An 18491-nucleotide genomic window follows, 5' to 3' on the forward strand; every position below is an offset into this window, starting at 1 on the left:
AAAAGGCAGTGATAGTCACTGCCTTTTACGTGTGGCTGATTACTCTTCGCTGAACAAGTCGCCGCCGTGCATGTCGATCATTTCCAGTGCCTTGCCACCACCACGGGCTACGCAAGTCAATGGATCTTCTGCAACTACTACCGGAATGCCTGTTTCTTCCATCAGCAGACGGTCGAGGTTACGCAGCAATGCGCCACCACCAGTCAGAACCATACCGCGCTCAGAAATGTCAGAAGCCAATTCTGGTGGGCACTGCTCCAGTGCAACCATTACCGCACTCACGATACCGGTCAAAGGCTCTTGCAGGGCTTCGAGGATTTCATTGGAATTCAGAGTAAAGCCGCGTGGAACACCTTCAGCCAGGTTACGACCACGAACTTCGATTTCACGCACTTCATCGCCTGGGTAAGCAGAACCGATTTCGTGTTTGATCCGTTCAGCGGTTGCTTCACCAATCAGTGAACCGTAGTTACGGCGCACATAATTAATGATGGCTTCATCAAAGCGGTCACCACCAATACGAACGGAAGAGGAGTAAACCACGCCGTTCAGAGAGATAACGGCAACTTCAGTAGTACCACCACCGATATCCACAACCATAGAACCGGTTGCTTCAGAAACTGGCAAGCCTGCACCGATAGCCGCAGCCATTGGTTCTTCAATCAGGAATACTTCACGAGCACCTGCACCTTGCGCAGATTCACGGATAGCACGGCGTTCAACCTGAGTTGCGCCAACTGGCACACAAACCAGAACACGCGGGCTTGGGCGCATAAAGCTGTTGCTATGCACTTGTTTGATGAAGTGTTGCAGCATTTTTTCGGTCACGAAGAAATCGGCAATAACGCCATCTTTCATCGGACGGATAGCTGCGATATTGCCAGGGGTACGACCCAGCATCTGTTTAGCATCATGACCTACGGCCGCAACACTTTTAGGTGAACCGGCACGATCCTGGCGGATGGCCACGACAGATGGCTCATTCAGTACGATGCCTTGTCCTTTTACATAAATCAGGGTATTCGCGGTACCCAGGTCAATGGACAGGTCATTGGAAAACATGCCACGAAATTTTTTCAACATACTAAGGGATAATCCTGAAAGCTGGGGCGGAAACAAAATCCGCTTACTTTACCAACCACTCATTGCAGCGACAAGGCGCATAAATGTTCTGCAATGGTGAAAAATTGTGCAGTTTACTACGACCGTTACACTTTCGGCACGTCTATCCTCGAACCGCAGAGGAATTAAACAAACGCTGTAGGTTAAACGAACAGTGCAAGGAAGCAAACTGGGTTCATTCGTGCTTTAACAATCTGGTCAGCAGGCGTATCCGCCCCCTTGAGATGCAGCGCGCGTTATTCTACGTGAAATATTTATAAACGGCAGGTTAAACCGAGTATCTTTGCGAATATTTTTTCACGTTGCTATCGAGCGGTTCAGAGGCCGCAAAAAAATCCCCCTGAGCACCCGCCACGCCTTTCTCTACCAGTGTCTGCCATTCACTTCGCGTTCTTACACCGACCGCAAAAACTTGTGTCTGAGTCCCGTTACAAGCCTCAACCAGACTCTGTACAAACAGCTGATTTTCGGTTCGTTTCTCAATGTTACGCACAAGCCCTGGATGCAGTTTTATCAACTCTACATCCAACTCTTTAATATAAGACGCACTCACTACGGTTAAACCTGCCTGGGAAACTGCAATACGTACGCCCAATGCTTTGATCAAACGAATCACAGGTTGCAAACGGCTGATGTGTTGACAAACATCTGCCTCTGCAAGTTCAAAAAGAATACGTCGTCGAAGTGATTTTTCAGATTGCATTAACGCATCACGCAACCAACGCTGGAAAGGTGCCCGAATCAATGATTCAACCGACACTTGAATGGCTAGCGTTTCTTCAGGCCAGAATCCTGCTAACGGCAATAGCCGAGCGATGATTTGCCGGTCATATTGCTCCGATAAACCAAACTGCTTAACCATCGGCAAATACTCTGCCGCCAATACTTCTTGTTGACCGTCGAAAATCCGACACATAATTTCACGATGATGCACATAACCATCGCGCTTCACGGACGGTTTTTGGTAGAAGCGTGGACCGCCGCGTTGCAACACCTGCTCAATGAGCGTACGCCATTTAACGTTACCACGCCCTTTTTCCGGCAAACTATCGTCATATACCGACCAGCCGTTGGTTCCTTGCAGGGAAGCATTACGCGTCGCCACCTCTGCATTCTCCATAACTTGCTCTTTGCTTTGCCCGCTACGCCATGCACAAATACCGATATGCATCATGTCATTACGATCAAGCATCCGCGTTGGAGGCAGCGAATCGACAGCCTTCAGTAATTGATTAGCAATGCTATCGGCTTCTTTCAATGTGCGGTGCGGCAACAAAACGGCAAAGTCACTACGGAAATAGCGTGCCAGCAAAGCCCCCGGATAGCGCATCACAAATGTCGATAACATATTAATAATCGTAAACAAATACTCTTCTACCGCGTTGCGCCCCCACGTTTCGTGCAGCGTTTCAAAATCCGGTAAACGAATAATCATCACCACACCATGCGCGCCAACTTGCTCCTGCTCATCGAGTAAAGTTGCCAATTGGTTATCAAAGAACAGGCGATTATTCAGACCCGTTTTCGCATCTTGCGCGGCGAAAGCACGAATCAGTGTATCCATTCGGCTACGTTGTTCGCTGGCGTTTTGCAGATCTGAAAGCAACACATCAAGCGCACTACTGGCTTGAGGAGGCCATTCCAGAACTGAACCGCGTATATCTACACCTCTTTCACCATTCAGAATGCGACGCGCGCGACTTTCCAGTAACTCTTGCCCGGCGAGCTGTTTTTTCATCCAGCGGATCGCAAAGAACAGCACGATAAGCATGAGTCCAATCGTGATAGAAAGAGGTACCGTCGCGAAAAGAGAGTTGTAGTAATCCGCTACCGGATCGCGATAGGTCAAACTGAGAAACATGCCGGGATACTTCATTAATTCAACAGTCACGGTGCGGAAACTGTAGCTGTTTCCCAGCAAGCGATAGGTTTGGGTCAATTGGTGCTGATAAACGGTGTTATCGCCAATTTTGAAATCGACCGCGATGATATCAATCGGAACCATCACTTCATTGAGGCGCTTGATCAGAGCTTCTGGTGAGCTGGAAACTAAATCGTTATCAATAATGGTGGCAACAGCAACCACACGCTGATGCACTTTATAATGCATCGCATTAAAGAAGCTTAATGAACAACCAACGAGTGTCACAAAAATAGCGAGCCCCGTCAGCAATGTCATAAAAGCAGAAAGTTTCGTCGTTAATCGCATCCTTGTGTTAACTCCGTTTGGTGAAGATATACCAAGCCTGACCTGATGCGGCATTACATAGCAAAAGAGGTGCCCTGGCAAACACAGTGAACATATTCTCACCCTTTGTTGCAAAGCGAGTGTTTTGCACACTGAAACTCAAGTATAGCCGCTGACAACTCTTCCCTTATTAACAAATATTCAACAAGCCTGGAACTATGTTTAAGTTTCAATTTTTCGTGACAAATTCGCAGGGTTTAGCGTTCTCCGTCATGCTTACGGAATAAAGCCACGCTGGAGTATAAGATGAAGAAGGTCACCCGCTTCACAGAAGCTGATGTCACAGCTGAATCCGTTTTTATGATGAAACGCCGCCAGGTACTGAAAGCACTAGGTATCAGTGCGGCTGCCCTCACACTTCCTCAGACTGCAAATGCAGATATTCTTTCCTGGTTTAAAGGTAATGACCGGCCACCAGCACCTTCAGGGAAACCTTTGCAATTTAGTAAACCCGAACAATGGCAGGCTAAGCTCGCCATGACCCCGGAAGATAAAGTCACTGGCTACAATAACTTCTACGAGTTTGGTCTGGATAAAGCCGACCCTGCGGCAAACGCCGGGGGTCTGAAAACCGATCCGTGGAAAATCACAATTAGTGGCGAAGTGGCAAAGCCACTGACACTGGATTACGACGATCTCTACAAAAAATTCCCGCTTGAAGAGCGGATTTATCGCATGCGTTGTGTTGAAGCCTGGTCAATGGTTGTGCCGTGGATTGGTTTCCCGCTCAGCAAGTTGCTGGCTTTGGTTGAACCCACCAGCAATGCGAAATATGTCGCCTTCGAAACAATTTACGACCCGGAGCAAATGCCCGGACAGAAAGATCGATTTATTGGCGGCGGTTTGAAGTATCCCTACGTTGAAGGACTGAGACTTGATGAAGCGATGCATCCGCTAACTTTGCTGACTGTAGGTGTTTATGGCAAAGCGCTACCGCCGCAAAACGGCGCGCCAATCCGCCTGACCGTACCGTGGAAATATGGGTTTAAAGGGATAAAGTCGATTGTCAGTATCAAACTCGTTAGTGAACTACCTCCCACCACCTGGAATATGGCTGCACCGAATGAATATGGGTTTTATGCCAACGTGAACCCGAATGTTGATCACCCACGCTGGTCGCAGGCGAGTGAACGATTCATTGGTTCAGGTGGCGTGCTTGACGTAAAACGCCAGCCTACATTGCTGTTTAATGGTTATGCCGATCAAGTTGCTTCGCTGTACCGCGGTTTAAATCTTAAGGAGAATTTCTAAGTGAGATTAACTGCGAAGCAAATCATGTGGCTTAAAGTGGGGTTACATCTCGCGGCGTTCTTACCTTTTGTCTGGCTATTTTATGCCGCAAACCAGGGCTTTTTGAGCGCCGATCCGGCGAAGGATATCCAGCATTTTACCGGCAGGATGGCGCTCAAGTTACTGCTAGCGACTCTCCTGGTCACACCTTTAGCGCGATACGGTAAACAACCACTGCTGATTCGTACCCGTCGTCTGCTGGGGTTGTGGTGTTTTGCCTGGGCCACTCTTCATTTAACTAGCTATGCCATGTTGGAACTGGGAATCAGCAATCTGGCACTGCTTGGCAAGGAGTTGGTCACGCGCCCCTATTTGACTTTAGGAATAATCAGCTGGCTGGTGCTGCTATCATTGGCGGCAACCTCGACCCAATCTTTACAACGAAAATTAGGTTCACGCTGGCAAAAACTGCATAACTTCGTCTATCTGGTCGCAATTCTCGCCCCCATACATTATTTATGGTCGGTAAAGGTTATTTCCCCGCAACCGTTGCTGTATGCTCTGGGCGCATTCATCCTTTTGGCCTTGCGCTATAAGAAATTCCGGATGTGGCTGCGTTAACACCAGATATGTGTTCTTCTCCGCAGAAAAGTGATCAACCGTGCCCCTAAAAAGGATATGAGTTGATCATCTTCCCTGATAAGACCAGTATTTAGCTGCCAAATGCTACGAAATCGTTATAATGTGCGACTTTGGTTTTTCTGACAGGCCATTTTCTGGCTCTGAAGGTGACAACCGAGCAACTTAGGTATATTTTGTAAAATACCTACAAATTGCAGGAGATGGCAGCACGATGTCGGCTAATTTTCACATTTTGCTTTTGAACGGCCCGAATCTTAACATGCTGGGAACACGTGAGCCTGAGAAGTACGGCACGCTGACTCTAGCGCAAATTGTTAACTCTCTCGAAGAAGAAGCAAAAACGCTAAATGTCTCGTTCAGCCACCTGCAATCTAATGCTGAATATGAGTTGATCGACCGAATTCATCAGGCTAAAGACACTGTTGATTTTATTCTGATTAATCCGGCCGCGTTTACGCATACCAGCGTTGCGCTGCGTGATGCCTTGTTAGCGGTGGATATTCCGTTTATCGAGATTCATCTGAGCAATGTGCATGCGCGCGAACCGTTCCGCCATCATTCATATCTTTCTGATAAAGCGGTTGGTGTCATCTGCGGATTAGGCGCTGACGGCTATTCATATGCACTACAGACGGCGGTAAAACGCTTGTCAAAATCCATCTAAACAAGAGTACGGAACCCACTCATGGATATTCGTAAGATTAAAAAACTGATCGAGCTGGTTGAAGAATCAGGCATTTCTGAACTGGAAATTTCTGAGGGCGAAGAATCTGTACGCATCAGTCGTGCACCGGCAAACACCGGTTACCCGATGATGCAACAGGCTTATGCTGCGCCAATGTACCAGCCACAGCCGCAAGCTGGCCTGTCTAACGTTGTTGCACCTGCCGCTCCGGCAGAAGCACCGGCGGCTGCTGAAATCAGTGGTCACATCGTGCGTTCCCCAATGGTAGGTACTTTCTACCGCACCCCAAGCCCGGATGCTAAGTCATTTGTTGAAGTTGGCCAGAAGGTTAACGTTGGCGACACCCTGTGTATCGTTGAAGCAATGAAAATGATGAACCAGATCGAAGCTGACAAAGCCGGTGTGGTGAAAGCCATCCTGGTTGAAAATGGTCAACCGGTTGAATTTGACGAGCCGCTGGTCGTCATCGAGTAACGAGGCGAACATGCTGGATAAAATTGTTATCGCTAACCGTGGTGAGATTGCATTGCGTATTCTTCGTGCCTGTAAAGAACTGGGCATCAAGACTGTCGCTGTGCACTCCACTGCCGACCGCGATCTAAAACACGTATTGCTGGCGGACGAGACTGTTTGTATCGGTCCTGCTCCGTCTGTAAAAAGCTATCTGAATATCCCGGCAATCATCTCTGCGGCAGAAATTACTGGCGCCGTTGCGATTCACCCGGGTTATGGCTTCCTGTCTGAAAATGCCAACTTTGCTGAGCAGGTTGAGCGTTCAGGCTTTATCTTCATTGGCCCACGTGCTGAAACTATCCGTCTGATGGGCGATAAAGTTTCTGCAATCAACGCAATGAAGAAAGCTGGCGTACCTTGCGTACCTGGTTCTGACGGCCCTCTTGACGGCGATATGGATAAAAACCGTGCCCATGCTAAACGCATCGGTTATCCGGTAATTATCAAAGCGTCCGGCGGCGGCGGCGGTCGTGGTATGCGTGTCGTGCGTAACGATGCCGATCTGGAACAATCCATCAATATGACCCGTGCGGAAGCAAAAGCTGCTTTCAACAACGATATGGTCTATATGGAGAAGTACCTGGAAAACCCACGCCACATCGAGATTCAAGTTCTTGCTGATGGCCAGGGTAAAGCGATCTATCTGGCTGAACGTGACTGCTCTATGCAGCGTCGTCACCAGAAAGTTGTGGAAGAAGCGCCAGCACCAGGCATCACGCCTGAGCTGCGTAAATTCATCGGTGAGCGCTGTTCTAAAGCGTGTATCGATATCAACTATCGCGGTGCAGGTACATTCGAGTTCCTGTTCGAAAACGGTGAGTTCTACTTTATCGAGATGAACACCCGTATTCAGGTTGAACACCCGGTAACAGAAATGATCACCGGTGTTGATCTGATTAAAGAACAGCTTCGTATTGCTGCAGGACAGCCACTGTCTATCAAGCAAGAAGATGTTCAGGTTAAAGGCCACGCGGTTGAATGCCGTATTAACGCCGAAGACCCGAATACCTTCCTGCCAAGCCCTGGCAAAATTACTCGCTGCCATGTGCCGGGTGGTTTTGGTGTACGTTGGGAATCGCATATCTATTCCGGCTACACCGTTCCTCCATACTACGATTCAATGATCGCGAAGCTCATCTGTTACGGTGAAACTCGTGAAGTGGCAATCGCTCGTATGAAGAACGCCCTGGCGGAACTGATCATCGATGGCATCAAAACCAACGTTGATTTGCAGACTCGCATCATGAACGATGAAAACTTCCAGCACGGTGGGACTAACATCCACTATCTGGAGAAGAAACTGGGTCTTCAGGACTAAGTTTCCGCAGTCAACATCGCTAAAAGGCCGGTTATCCGGCCTTTTCCTTTTTTGGCTATGCGTTACAATCGCCGCTTTCTGCCAACTCAAGGGACAACAATGGACGCGCGTTTTGTTCAGGCCAATAAAGAAGCCCGCTGGGCGCTTTGGCTCACCCTTCTCTACCTCGCAGCATGGTTAGTGGCTGCTTACTTACCTGGTAACGATATTGGCCCAACAGGTCTCCCACACTGGTTTGAAATGGCGTGCCTGCTGGTACCTTTGCTGTTCATTTTGCTGTGCTGGGCCATGGTGAAGTTCATCTTCCGCGATATCCCACTGGAGGATGATCATGCAGCTTGAAGTCATACTGCCGCTGGTAGCCTATCTGTTAGTCGTTTTTGGCATTTCCATGTATGCCATGAGGCGTCGCACAACAGGAAATTTCCTTAACGAGTATTTCCTCGGTAGCCGTTCCATGGGTGGTTTCGTATTAGCGATGACGCTCACAGCTACCTATATCAGTGCCAGCTCATTTATTGGCGGGCCTGGCGCTGCTTATAAATATGGCTTGGGCTGGGTTTTGCTGGCAATGATTCAGCTTCCCGCGGTGTGGTTATCACTGGGGATTTTGGGTAAAAAGTTTGCCATTCTGGCGCGTCGCTATAACGCCGTTACCCTGAACGACATGCTGTATGCGCGCTACCAAAGCCGTCTGCTGGTGTGGCTGGCAAGTATTAGCTTATTGGTGGCATTTATCGGTGCCATGACCGTGCAGTTCATTGGCGGGGCTCGCTTACTGGAAACCGCTGCGGGTATTCCTTACGAAACTGGCCTGCTGATTTTTGGTATCAGTATCGCGCTTTACACTGCATTCGGTGGCTTCCGTGCCAGCGTTCTCAACGATGCTATGCAGGGAATGGTGATGCTGGTTGGAACGATTCTGCTGTTGGTGGGTATCGTTCACGCTGCTGGTGGCTTACACAACGCGGTCGATACGCTACAGCATATCGACCCTAAACTTGTTTCACCGCAGGGCGCAGACGATATTCTTTCACCAACGTTTATGACGTCGTTCTGGGTGCTGGTCTGTTTCGGCGTGATTGGTTTGCCACACACGGCAGTGCGTTGCATCTCTTATAAAGACAGCAAAGCCGTGCACCGTGGGATTATCCTCGGCACGATTGTAGTGGCGATTTTGATGTTTGGTATGCACCTGGCGGGAGCTTTAGGCCGCGCGGTCATACCCGATTTGAAAGTACCGGATTTAGTTATTCCAACGTTAATGGTCACAGTGTTACCACCGTTTGCCGCCGGGATCTTCCTTGCTGCACCGATGGCAGCAATCATGTCGACAATTAATGCCCAACTGCTTCAATCATCAGCTACGATCGTCAAAGATCTTTATCTGAATATGAGACCGGATCAGATCACTAACGAAAAGCGGCTGAAAAGAATGTCATCGGTGATCACGCTGATTTTAGGTGCGTTACTGCTACTTGCAGCATGGCGTCCGCCTGAGATGATCATCTGGCTGAATTTGCTGGCGTTTGGTGGATTAGAAGCGGTGTTCCTGTGGCCTTTAGTGCTCGGTCTTTATTGGGAACGAGCTAATGCCGCGGGCGCGTTAAGCGCGATGATTGTCGGTGGCGGGTTGTATGCCGTGCTGGCGAGCTTCAAAATCCAGTTCCTGGGCTTCCACCCAATTGTGCCATCCTTATTATTAAGTTTGCTGGCGTTCCTGGTAGGCAACCGTTTTGGTCAGCCTCTACCTATTCCAGCACTCGTTTCAACTACTGATAAATAAAGAGTTTCGCTATGCCATGGATTCAACTGAAAATTAATACCTCAGGCTCAAATGCTGAAGAGCTCGGCGATGCGCTGATCGAAAGCGGTGCGGTTTCCGTAACCTTTCAGGATACCCATGACACACCGGTATTCGAACCGTTACCTGGTGAAACCCGTCTATGGGGCGATACCGATGTCATTGGTCTGTACGATGCAGAAACTGACATGGAAGAAGTGGTCGCGATTCTTGAAAACTGCCCTCTCCTGAGCATCGGTTTCCCACATAAAATCGAACAGCTTGAAGACAAAGATTGGGAGCGTGAGTGGATGGATAACTTCCACCCGATGCGCTTTGGTCAACGCCTGTGGATTTGCCCAAGCTGGCGCGATGTGCCAGACGCTAGCGCGGTGAATGTGATGCTGGATCCTGGCCTTGCATTTGGTACCGGCACTCACCCAACGACCTCTTTGTGTCTTGAGTGGCTTGATAGCTTAGATCTGGCGGGCAAAACCGTTATCGATTTTGGCTGCGGCTCCGGCATTCTTGCTATTGCTGCACTGAAATTGGGTGCAGTGAAAGCAATTGGTATTGATATCGACCCGCAGGCGATTCAGGCCAGCCGCGATAACGCAGAACGCAATGGTGTTTCTGATCGCCTGGAACTGTATCTGCCAAAAGACCAGCCAGAAGTCATGAGCGCCGATGTGGTCGTTGCTAACATCCTGGCAGGCCCTTTGCGTGAGCTAGCTCCGTTAATCAGCGTACTGCCTGTTCAGGGCGGTTTCCTTGGACTTTCTGGCGTTCTGGCAAGCCAGGCCGAAGGTGTTTGCGAAGCATATCAGGATAAATTCACGCTCGACCCAGTCGCAGAAAAAGAAGAATGGTGCCGAATTACCGGTATCAAACTCTAAAGTTCTCCTCTCAGTAACGTGGTATCAAGCCACGTTACTGACCTCTAAACTCCCTGAGCAACACTCCGTTTACAACAATTCATCCCAGTGATAACTCGCAGCAAAATGAGATGCCGATCGCAGAAAAACACTAAGTTTGGTGATTTAAGCAGCACTTTATCTGGTGTCTTATACGTAAAAAATAATGAATTACCCCTGAATGTGGTGAAAAAATAAAAGCGCACAAATCAACCAATAATTCATAACAAACTGAAAAATATAGTTAATTTATTTTTGTCACTGCACGAGATAAGGATTCATTGATCTACGACAGCTGATTGTTCAAAGTTTGGCCTTTCATCTCAGGCTAAAAATGCGTAATATACGCCGCCTTGCAGGCAAGTATGGTCATTTCTTAACTCATGCGCATTGGACAACACCAGCTCAGAAATCGACTGATAGCAGCACCTATGGCCGGCATCACTGACAGGCCATTCAGGACGCTGTGTTACGAGATGGGAGCCGGACTGACTGTTTCCGAGATGATGTCCTCCAACCCTGAAGTTTGGGCGAGTGATAAATCACGTTTACGAATGGTGCACGTGAATGAACCAGGTATCCGCACCGTGCAAATTGCCGGTAGTGACCCTGATGAGATGGCAGAGGCCGCACGCATTAACGTGGCTAATGGCGCCCAGATTATTGATATCAATATGGGATGCCCTGCTAAGAAAGTGAATCGTAAACTCGCAGGCTCTGCATTGCTGCAATACCCAACTCTGGTGAAGTCTATCCTGACGACGGTAATTAACGCAGTTGACGTACCTGTAACGTTGAAGATTCGCACTGGCTGGGATACGGCGCACCGTAACTGTGAAGAGATTGCCCAACTGGCTGAAGACTGTGGCATTCAGGCTCTGACAATTCATGGACGCACACGCGCCTGTTTATTTCAGGGAGATGCTGAATACGACAGCATTCGGGCAGTTAAGCAGAAAGTTTCCATTCCGGTAATCGCGAATGGTGACATTACTGACCCGCTTAAAGCCAGAGCTGTGCTCGACTACACAGGGGCTGATGCTCTTATGATAGGACGCGCGGCTCAGGGAAGACCCTGGATCTTTCGGGAAATCCAGTATTATCTGGACACTGGAGAGTTGCTTCCTCCACTGCCTCTGGCAGAGGTGAAGCGCTTACTTTGTGGGCATATCGGGGAACTTCATGACTTTTATGGTCATGCTAAGGGATACCGAATTGCTCGCAAACACGTCTCCTGGTACTTACAGGAACACGCTCCAAATGACCAGTTTCGGCGCACATTCAACGCCATTGAGGATGCAAGCGAACAGCTTGAGGCGTTGGAGGCATACTTCGAAAATCTTGCGTAATTAGAAATAAAGAGCTGACAGAACTATGTTCGAACAACGCGTAAATTCTGACGTACTAACCGTTTCTACCGTTAACTCACAGGATCAGGTTACCCAAAAACCTCTTCGTGACTCCGTGAAACAAGCACTGAAGAACTATTTTGCTCAACTGAATGGTCAAGATGTTAACGATCTGTATGAGCTGGTATTGGCTGAAGTAGAGCAGCCATTGTTGGACATGGTGATGCAATACACCCGTGGCAACCAAACCCGCGCTGCCCTGATGATGGGCATCAACCGTGGCACGCTGCGTAAAAAATTGAAAAAATACGGCATGAACTGATATTAATCAGTTAAGTTGTTGTTTAAAAAGGCGCTACTCGGCATGGGGAAGCGCCTTTTTTAACGTTTGTAATCTGCCTGGTGAAAGGCTAATTTGCTAACGAATGGGTCAGGTAAACTTACTCGGCATGCGAATATTCAGCTTCCGCTAACGCACGGAGTTGCTCTTGCATATATGAAGAAAAGTATTCAGGATTTTTGATAAGAACTCGGTTGCCAGACTCAATTTTATCAGCCCACCCTGCCACTTTTTTCGTGAATTCAGCGTTCCATCCCTCCTGATTAGCTCTTGCCGTAACATCTTCTGCGCTAACCGGTACCCCCAGCTCTTTCAGATACTTAAATATCCCCTTAGCTGTACTCTCATCCATAGAATGTGGTGTAGATGCGGATGTATTCATACCGCCAATGTAGTCCAATGCTTTTTCAATGACAGCTGGCATATTCTTATCCTTAATATTAACCATGTATTAAACGAGCCTGTAGCACGCACTGACAACCACCAGTTAACCATATGATTTCAATGGTTACTACCCTTGGTAATGCACCCTTTTTAATAGTTGTGACGCCGACTGGTTATCTGAAAATGTTTAACTTCACTTTTTCTCCACACTTTCTTGTCTATGCCCGCTTTTCTCCACTTTGTTTACACTGCACATGAATTGCAATTATTCCTCTCTGCTCTCCATGCCCATTGCGGTGATAAAATCACCACATTCACACCGGTTCAGGTTATTAGATAATTGTAGCCTTAACGCACGAATTATCCCTGAACGGGGTTTGGTTTAATGAGGTTCAATATGAAAAAGCTAATTGCTGCTGCGTTGCTTTCTACACTTCTGGCAGGTTGTGCAACCAACTCACCTTGCGTGCCAGTCTATGACGATCAGGGCCGTCTGGTGCACACCAATACCTGCATGAAAGGGACAACTCAGGATAACTGGGAAACCGCAGGTGCAATTGCCGGTGGTGCCGCAGCGATTGCCGGCCTAACGCTGGGTATCGTTGCATTAACTAAATAAAGTACATTCCGTATTTAATAAGCGCGCCCATATCGGGCGCGCTTTTTTATTGGAAAATCCGCAGTCATTTTCCTTTGCTTTATTAAAGTGCATCCATTCCCACCACTTCATTTTTTTAGTTTCGCTGGCTTGTATCCCCAATCTTTTTGGCGTGAAACAAATCACTTACTTCTTTCAGATTTTGTTTTATTGCAGCAGCAGATGTGACTCCTTCCACAAACCAATACAGGTGCTATTCACGCTAATTTTCACGCCAGAAATTACTTCTTTTCATATGATCAAAAACTGAAACTTTTTTGCGCTGAAATGTGGCGTAGGTTTCAATTTTGCCCCGTTGTGGGGCGCTGCAAGTAATTTTTCCTGTCTACACTCAGCTTACTGCGACGGGAGGCACACGCATGCCGTCTCTTGCAACCTTGGCACTCCCTTTGCTTTAACCACATTGGCAGATGCCACAGACAGGAAAATGGCGTCATCCAGATGCCTACACTTATAACGATAATTTCGCCACACAGGATGCATTATGAAAAAGACACTGATCTCCACTCTGGTCGCTGCCGGTGCATTATTCGCGGTAGTCAATCAGGCTCATGCTGGCACCACGTTTGACGCGGTAAAGAAGAAAGGCTTTGTGCAATGCGGGATAAGTGACGGCTTACCTGGTTTTTCTTACGCTGATGCAAACGGTAAATTTACCGGCATTGATGTGGACGTTTGTCGTGGCGTTGCCGCTGCGGTATTTGGGGATGCCTCGAAAGTTAAATATACCCCGCTGACCGCAAAAGAGCGTTTTACAGCTCTCCAGTCAGGCGAAGTGGACATTCTGTCACGTAATACCACCTGGACTTCATCACGCGATGCTGGCATGGGAATGATGTTTACCGGCGTCACTTATTACGATGGCATCGGCTTCCTGACACACAACAAAGCAGGCCTGAAAAGCGCTAAAGAACTCGATGGTGCGACCGTTTGTATTCAGGCGGGTACTGATACTGAACTGAACGTCGCCGATTACTTCAAAGCAAATAATATGAAGTACACCCCAGTAACGTTCGATCGCTCCGATGAGTCAGCCAAAGCGCTGGAATCAGGCCGCTGCGATACACTGGCTTCCGACCAATCTCAACTCTATGCACTGCGCATCAAACTAAGCACACCAGGTGAATGGATTGTTCTGCCGGAAGTCATTTCAAAAGAGCCTTTAGGCCCAGTCGTACGCCGTGGTGATGAAGACTGGTTCTCTATCGTACGCTGGACGTTGTTCGCCATGCTCAATGCTGAAGAGATGGGGATTGACTCTAAAAACATTGATCAGATGGCTGCTAACCCAACAACACCGGATATGGCACACCTGTTAGGTAAAGAAGGTGATTTCGGTAAAGACCTGAAGCTCGATAATAAATGGGCCTATAACATCGTCAAGCAAGTCGGCAACTACGCCGAAATCTTCGAACATAACGTCGGTTCTGATAGCCCGCTGAAGATCAAACGTGGACAAAACAACCTGTGGAACAAAGGCGGTATTCAGTACGCACCGCCTGTTCGCTAAGCGAGATGTCAGAAATGGGCACTACTGCGGTAGTGCCCAAAGTTTGAGTTTATGTTACTGAGGTTCGCTTATGTCCCATCGCCACCCAATCGTAAAAGGTGATATTTCCTTTTCTAACCCAGCGGTTCGTGCCTGGCTGTTTCAGATTATCGCGGTCGCCATTGTGGTTGGCATTGCTGTTTACCTGATACACAACACCGTCACTAACCTTAGCAATCGTGGCATTACCTCAGGTTTTGCATTCCTTGATCGAGCCGCAGGCTTCGGTATCGTTCAGCACCTCATTGATTATGAGCAGGGTGATACTTATGGCCGCGTGTTTGTTGTCGGCCTGCTGAACACCTTATTGGTTTCCGCATTGTGTATTGTGTTTGCATCATTTATCGGCTTCTTTCTTGGACTTGCCCGCCTTTCCGATAACTGGTTGCTACGCAAACTATCCACTTTTTACATTGAGACATTCCGCAATATCCCACCTTTATTGCAGATCTTCTTTTGGTATTTTGCCGTTCTTCGCAACCTGCCGGGTCCTCGTCAGGCAGTCAACGCGTTCGACCTTCTCTTTCTAAGTAACCGCGGGCTCTATATTCCCTCCCCGCAGATTGGTGAAGGTGTACTGGCTTTTATCGGCGCCATTTTGTTAGCACTGATAATTTCGGCAGGCTTGTATCGCTATAACAAAATGCATCAGATAAAAACGGGGCAATTGCGCCGTACCTGGCCCTATGGTCTGGGGTTACTGATCTTGTTACCGCTACTCGCACATTGGCTATTTGGTGCAGCATTGCACTGGGATGTTCCCGCGTTGCGTGGTTTTAACTTCCGTGGGGGGATGGTTCTCATTCCTGAACTGGCGGCATTAACTTTAGCGCTGTCGGTCTATACATCCGCTTTTATTGCCGAAATTATCCGTGCAGGTATTCAATCGGTACCTTACGGCCAACACGAAGCGGCGCGTTCACTGGGGATACCGAACCCTGTTACATTGCGCCAGGTGATCATTCCTCAGGCAATGCGCGTCATCATCCCGCCACTCACCAGCCAATACCTCAATATCGTCAAAAACTCATCACTGGCAGCCGCTATTGGTTATCCGGATATGGTTTCATTGTTCGCAGGAACGGTGCTCAATCAGACTGGTCAAGCCATTGAAACTATTGCGATAACAATGTCGGTCTACCTGATTATCAGCCTGACTATTTCGTTACTGATGAATATCTATAACCGGCGAATTGCCCTGGTTGAGCGCTAAGGAATTACGATGACAAAAGCATTAGTGTCACATCACACGCGCCCAAAAGCTGTTCGCTCAAGTGCCGTGCAATGGGCTCGTAAGAATCTTTTTTCCAGCTGGTCTAATAGCTTACTGACTATTTTCTGTTTGTGGATGATATGGGTGCTGATTCCACCCTTGTTAAACTGGACGATTTTCCAGGCTAACTGGATTGGTGAAACCCGTGCGGACTGCACAAAAGAAGGGGCATGCTGGGTGTTTATCCACGCACGTTTCGGACAGTTTATGTACGGGCTCTACCCGCATGATCAACGCTGGCGCATTAACCTTGCACTGCTTATTGGTCTGGTTTCCATCATTCCAATGTTCTGGAATGCGATGCCTCGCCGTGGCCGTTATATCGCCGCATGGGCAGTTATCTATCCGCTGGTTGTTTGGGGTTTATTGTACGGTGGGTTTTTAGGGCTGGATCGCGTCGAAACACGTCAGTGGGGTGGCTTAACTTTAACGCTAATCATCGCATCAGTAGGGATCGCCGGGGCGTTGCCATTAGGGATCTTACTGGCCTTAGGTCGCCGTTCGACAATGCCGGTAGTCAGAATCTTGTCAGTGATATTTATCGAGTTCTGGCGAGGTGTTCCGCTAATCACTGTGTTGTTCATGTCATCCGTCATGCTGCCGCTATTTCTTTCTGAAGGAACAAGCATAGACAAACTTATCCGCGCATTGGTCGGCGTGATCCTTTTCCAGTCGGCTTATGTCGCTGAAGTGGTTCGCGGAGGTTTGCAGGCACTACCAAAAGGGCAATACGAAGCCGCAGAATCTCTGGCGTTGGGATACTGGAAAACCCAGGGATTAGTGATCCTCCCGCAGGCATTAAAGATGGTCATTCCAGGCCTGGTTAACACCATTATTGCTCTGTTCAAAGACACCAGTCTGGTGATCATTATTGGCTTGTTTGATCTGTTTAGCAGCGTACAGCAAGCCACTGTCGATCCTGCCTGGCTTGGAATGTCGACCGAAGGCTACGTCTTTGCAGCCCTCATCTACTGGATTTTCTGTTTCAGCATGTCGCGCTACAGCCAGCATCTTGAAAAACGTTTTAACACCGGAAGAACACCGCACTGAGGATGAATAAATGAGCCAGATTACTATGCAACCCGCTGATGCGATGATCATGCTGGAGAACGTTAATAAATGGTACGGACAATTTCACGTACTCAAGGATATAAATCTGAAGGTTAAGCAAGGAGAACGCATTGTCCTGTGTGGCCCTTCTGGTTCAGGAAAATCCACAACTATTCGCTGTATTAACCATCTGGAAGAACATCAGCAAGGGCGTATTGTCGTTGATGGAACCGAACTCAACGATGATTTACGTAATATAGAGAAGGTTAGGACTGAGGTCGGGATGGTTTTCCAACACTTTAACCTGTTCCCACACCTGACCGTTTTGCAGAACTGCACTCTCGCCCCGATCTGGGTGCGCAAGATGCCCAAGAAAGAAGCTGAAGCACTCGGAATGCACTATCTGGAAAAGGTACGCATCGCAGAGCATGCGCATAAATTCCCGGGGCAAATATCTGGCGGACAACAGCAGCGTGTGGCGATTGCGCGTTCCCTATGCATGAAACCTAAGATTATGCTGTTTGATGAGCCAACTTCTGCACTTGATCCAGAGATGGTTAAAGAAGTACTGGATACGATGATTGGCCTGGCAGAATCTGGTATGACGATGCTGTGTGTGACACATGAAATGGGCTTTGCGCGGACGGTTGCTGATAGAGTGATCTTTATGGATAGAGGTGAGATCGTGGAGCAGGCACCACCAAATGAGTTCTTTGCTCACCCTAAGTCGGAGCGTACTCGTGCATTCTTGTCTCAGGTTATTCATTGATATTTAAAGAGAAAGGCCACGTAAGTGGCCTTTTATTTCACTGGAAATACAAAACAAAAAGGCCATCCGTAAGGATGGCCTTTTTGTTTATTTGAAGCCTGGCAGTTCCCTACTCTCGCATGGGGAGACCCCACACTACCATCGGCGCTACGGCGTTTCACTTCTGAGTTCGGCATGGGGTCAGGTGGGACCACCGCGCTACTGCCGCCAGGCAAATTCTTTATCCAGCGCCGAACTTTAAACCTAAAAACTGGTGCTGATACCCAGAGTCGAACTGGGGACCTCACCCTTACCAAGGGTGCGCTCTACCAACTGAGCCATATCAGCACACTTTAATTTGGAGCCTGGCAGTTCCCTACTCTCGCATGGGGAGACCCCACACTACCATCGGCGCTACGGCGTTTCACTTCTGAGTTCGGCATGGGGTCAGGTGGGACCACCGCGCTAGTGCCGCCAGGCATATTCTGTTTCATCAACCGTCATGCTTTCACACAACCATCGACTTAAAATCTCGGTTCAAGCTGAAAATCAATATCTTAGTCTCTCAACCAAAACACCTTCGGTGTTGTAAGGTTAAGCCTCACGGATCATTAGTACTGGTTAGCTCAACGTATCGCTACGCTTACACACCCAGCCTATCAACGTCGTAGTCTTCAACGTTCCT

The 18491-nt window shown here is 48.3% G+C and carries 18 protein-coding genes, 1 tRNA gene and 3 rRNA genes; 15 read left to right on the forward strand and 7 right to left on the reverse strand.

Going from position 1 to position 18491, the window contains the following annotated elements:
- Positions 1-39: 39 nt before the first annotated feature.
- Both mreB and csrD read right to left on the reverse strand, forming a co-directional pair.
- Entirely contained in the window at positions 40-1083 is a 1044-nt protein-coding gene (mreB, locus tag LVQ76_RS07090; RefSeq protein WP_000913396.1) for a rod shape-determining protein MreB, read from the reverse strand.
- Positions 1084-1390: 307 nt separating this feature from the next.
- Complete coding sequence (gene csrD, locus LVQ76_RS07095) at positions 1391-3331, reverse strand: RNase E specificity factor CsrD (protein ID WP_232866327.1); 1941 nt, start codon at positions 3329-3331, stop codon at positions 1391-1393.
- 285 nt (positions 3332-3616) lie between these two features.
- Here csrD and msrP point away from each other — a divergent pair, with 285 nt between their 5' ends.
- The 10 genes from msrP (at position 3617) to fis (ending at position 12126) form a co-directional block, all read left to right on the forward strand.
- Entirely contained in the window at positions 3617-4621 is a 1005-nt protein-coding gene (msrP, locus tag LVQ76_RS07100; protein WP_232904443.1) for a protein-methionine-sulfoxide reductase catalytic subunit MsrP, read from the forward strand.
- The gene (gene msrQ, locus LVQ76_RS07105; protein ID WP_232866331.1) at positions 4622-5221 is read left to right on the forward strand and encodes a protein-methionine-sulfoxide reductase heme-binding subunit MsrQ; all 600 of its coding nucleotides are present in this window, start codon (positions 4622-4624) and stop codon (positions 5219-5221) included.
- Positions 5222-5453: 232 nt separating this feature from the next.
- Positions 5454-5906: a type II 3-dehydroquinate dehydratase gene (aroQ, locus tag LVQ76_RS07110; protein ID WP_034459855.1), complete on the forward strand. Its 453-nt coding sequence runs from the start codon at positions 5454-5456 to the stop codon at positions 5904-5906.
- A gap of 21 nt (positions 5907-5927) precedes the next feature.
- Positions 5928-6401, forward strand: a complete 474-nt coding sequence (gene accB, locus LVQ76_RS07115; protein WP_034459857.1) for an acetyl-CoA carboxylase biotin carboxyl carrier protein — start codon at positions 5928-5930, stop codon at positions 6399-6401.
- Between the two features lie 10 nt (positions 6402-6411).
- Positions 6412-7758, forward strand: coding sequence for an acetyl-CoA carboxylase biotin carboxylase subunit (gene accC, locus LVQ76_RS07120; protein WP_151992944.1), 1347 nt, complete (start codon positions 6412-6414; stop codon positions 7756-7758).
- A 99-nt stretch (positions 7759-7857) separates the two neighbouring features.
- Entirely contained in the window at positions 7858-8100 is a 243-nt protein-coding gene (locus tag LVQ76_RS07125) for a YhdT family protein (protein ID WP_232866333.1), read from the forward strand.
- Positions 8090-9544: a sodium/pantothenate symporter gene (gene panF / locus LVQ76_RS07130; RefSeq protein ID WP_232921283.1), complete on the forward strand. Its 1455-nt coding sequence runs from the start codon at positions 8090-8092 to the stop codon at positions 9542-9544. The genes LVQ76_RS07125 and panF overlap by 11 nt, the downstream gene beginning before the upstream one ends.
- A gap of 11 nt (positions 9545-9555) precedes the next feature.
- Positions 9556-10437 carry a 50S ribosomal protein L11 methyltransferase gene (prmA, locus tag LVQ76_RS07135; RefSeq protein WP_151992942.1) on the forward strand — a complete coding sequence of 294 codons (882 nt, stop codon included), beginning with the start codon at positions 9556-9558 and terminating at the stop codon, positions 10435-10437.
- Positions 10438-10838: 401 nt separating this feature from the next.
- Complete coding sequence (dusB, locus tag LVQ76_RS07140; protein ID WP_232866335.1) at positions 10839-11804, forward strand: tRNA dihydrouridine synthase DusB; 966 nt, start codon at positions 10839-10841, stop codon at positions 11802-11804.
- Positions 11805-11829: 25 nt separating this feature from the next.
- Positions 11830-12126, forward strand: coding sequence for a DNA-binding transcriptional regulator Fis (fis, locus tag LVQ76_RS07145; protein WP_000462905.1), 297 nt, complete (start codon positions 11830-11832; stop codon positions 12124-12126).
- Positions 12127-12244: 118 nt separating this feature from the next.
- On the opposite strand, the gene LVQ76_RS07150 is transcribed toward fis, so the two are convergent.
- The gene (locus tag LVQ76_RS07150; RefSeq protein WP_232921284.1) at positions 12245-12592 is read right to left on the reverse strand and encodes a DUF1889 family protein; all 348 of its coding nucleotides are present in this window, start codon (positions 12590-12592) and stop codon (positions 12245-12247) included.
- Positions 12593-12925: 333 nt separating this feature from the next.
- Between LVQ76_RS07150 and LVQ76_RS07155 the strand changes: the two genes are divergently transcribed.
- The 5 genes from LVQ76_RS07155 to LVQ76_RS07175 all read left to right on the forward strand — a co-directional run bounded on the left by LVQ76_RS07155 (position 12926) and on the right by LVQ76_RS07175 (position 17827).
- Entirely contained in the window at positions 12926-13147 is a 222-nt protein-coding gene (locus tag LVQ76_RS07155; RefSeq protein ID WP_034459881.1) for a hypothetical protein, read from the forward strand.
- Positions 13148-13670: 523 nt separating this feature from the next.
- On the forward strand, positions 13671-14696 hold the full coding sequence (locus LVQ76_RS07160) for an amino acid ABC transporter substrate-binding protein (RefSeq protein ID WP_232921285.1): 1026 nt from the start codon (positions 13671-13673) through the stop codon (positions 14694-14696).
- Between the two features lie 70 nt (positions 14697-14766).
- Entirely contained in the window at positions 14767-15948 is a 1182-nt protein-coding gene (locus tag LVQ76_RS07165; RefSeq protein ID WP_232866338.1) for an amino acid ABC transporter permease, read from the forward strand.
- A gap of 9 nt (positions 15949-15957) precedes the next feature.
- Positions 15958-17058: an amino acid ABC transporter permease gene (locus tag LVQ76_RS07170; protein ID WP_232921286.1), complete on the forward strand. Its 1101-nt coding sequence runs from the start codon at positions 15958-15960 to the stop codon at positions 17056-17058.
- A gap of 10 nt (positions 17059-17068) precedes the next feature.
- Positions 17069-17827, forward strand: coding sequence for an amino acid ABC transporter ATP-binding protein (locus LVQ76_RS07175; RefSeq protein WP_232921287.1), 759 nt, complete (start codon positions 17069-17071; stop codon positions 17825-17827).
- A 96-nt stretch (positions 17828-17923) separates the two neighbouring features.
- Here the strand turns inward: LVQ76_RS07175 and rrf (LVQ76_RS07180) are convergent.
- The 4 genes from rrf (LVQ76_RS07180) to LVQ76_RS07195 all read right to left on the reverse strand — a co-directional run.
- Positions 17924-18039: ribosomal RNA gene (rrf, locus tag LVQ76_RS07180) — 5S ribosomal RNA — on the reverse strand.
- Between the two features lie 39 nt (positions 18040-18078).
- A tRNA-Thr gene (locus LVQ76_RS07185) sits at positions 18079-18154 on the reverse strand.
- A gap of 15 nt (positions 18155-18169) precedes the next feature.
- A 5S ribosomal RNA gene (gene rrf, locus LVQ76_RS07190) occupies positions 18170-18285 on the reverse strand.
- A gap of 111 nt (positions 18286-18396) precedes the next feature.
- Positions 18397-18491 (reverse strand): 23S ribosomal RNA (locus tag LVQ76_RS07195); the annotation flags it as partial.

This window comes from Buttiauxella cochleicola, assembly GCF_021283185.1.
Taxonomy (GTDB): domain Bacteria; phylum Pseudomonadota; class Gammaproteobacteria; order Enterobacterales; family Enterobacteriaceae; genus Buttiauxella; species Buttiauxella massiliensis.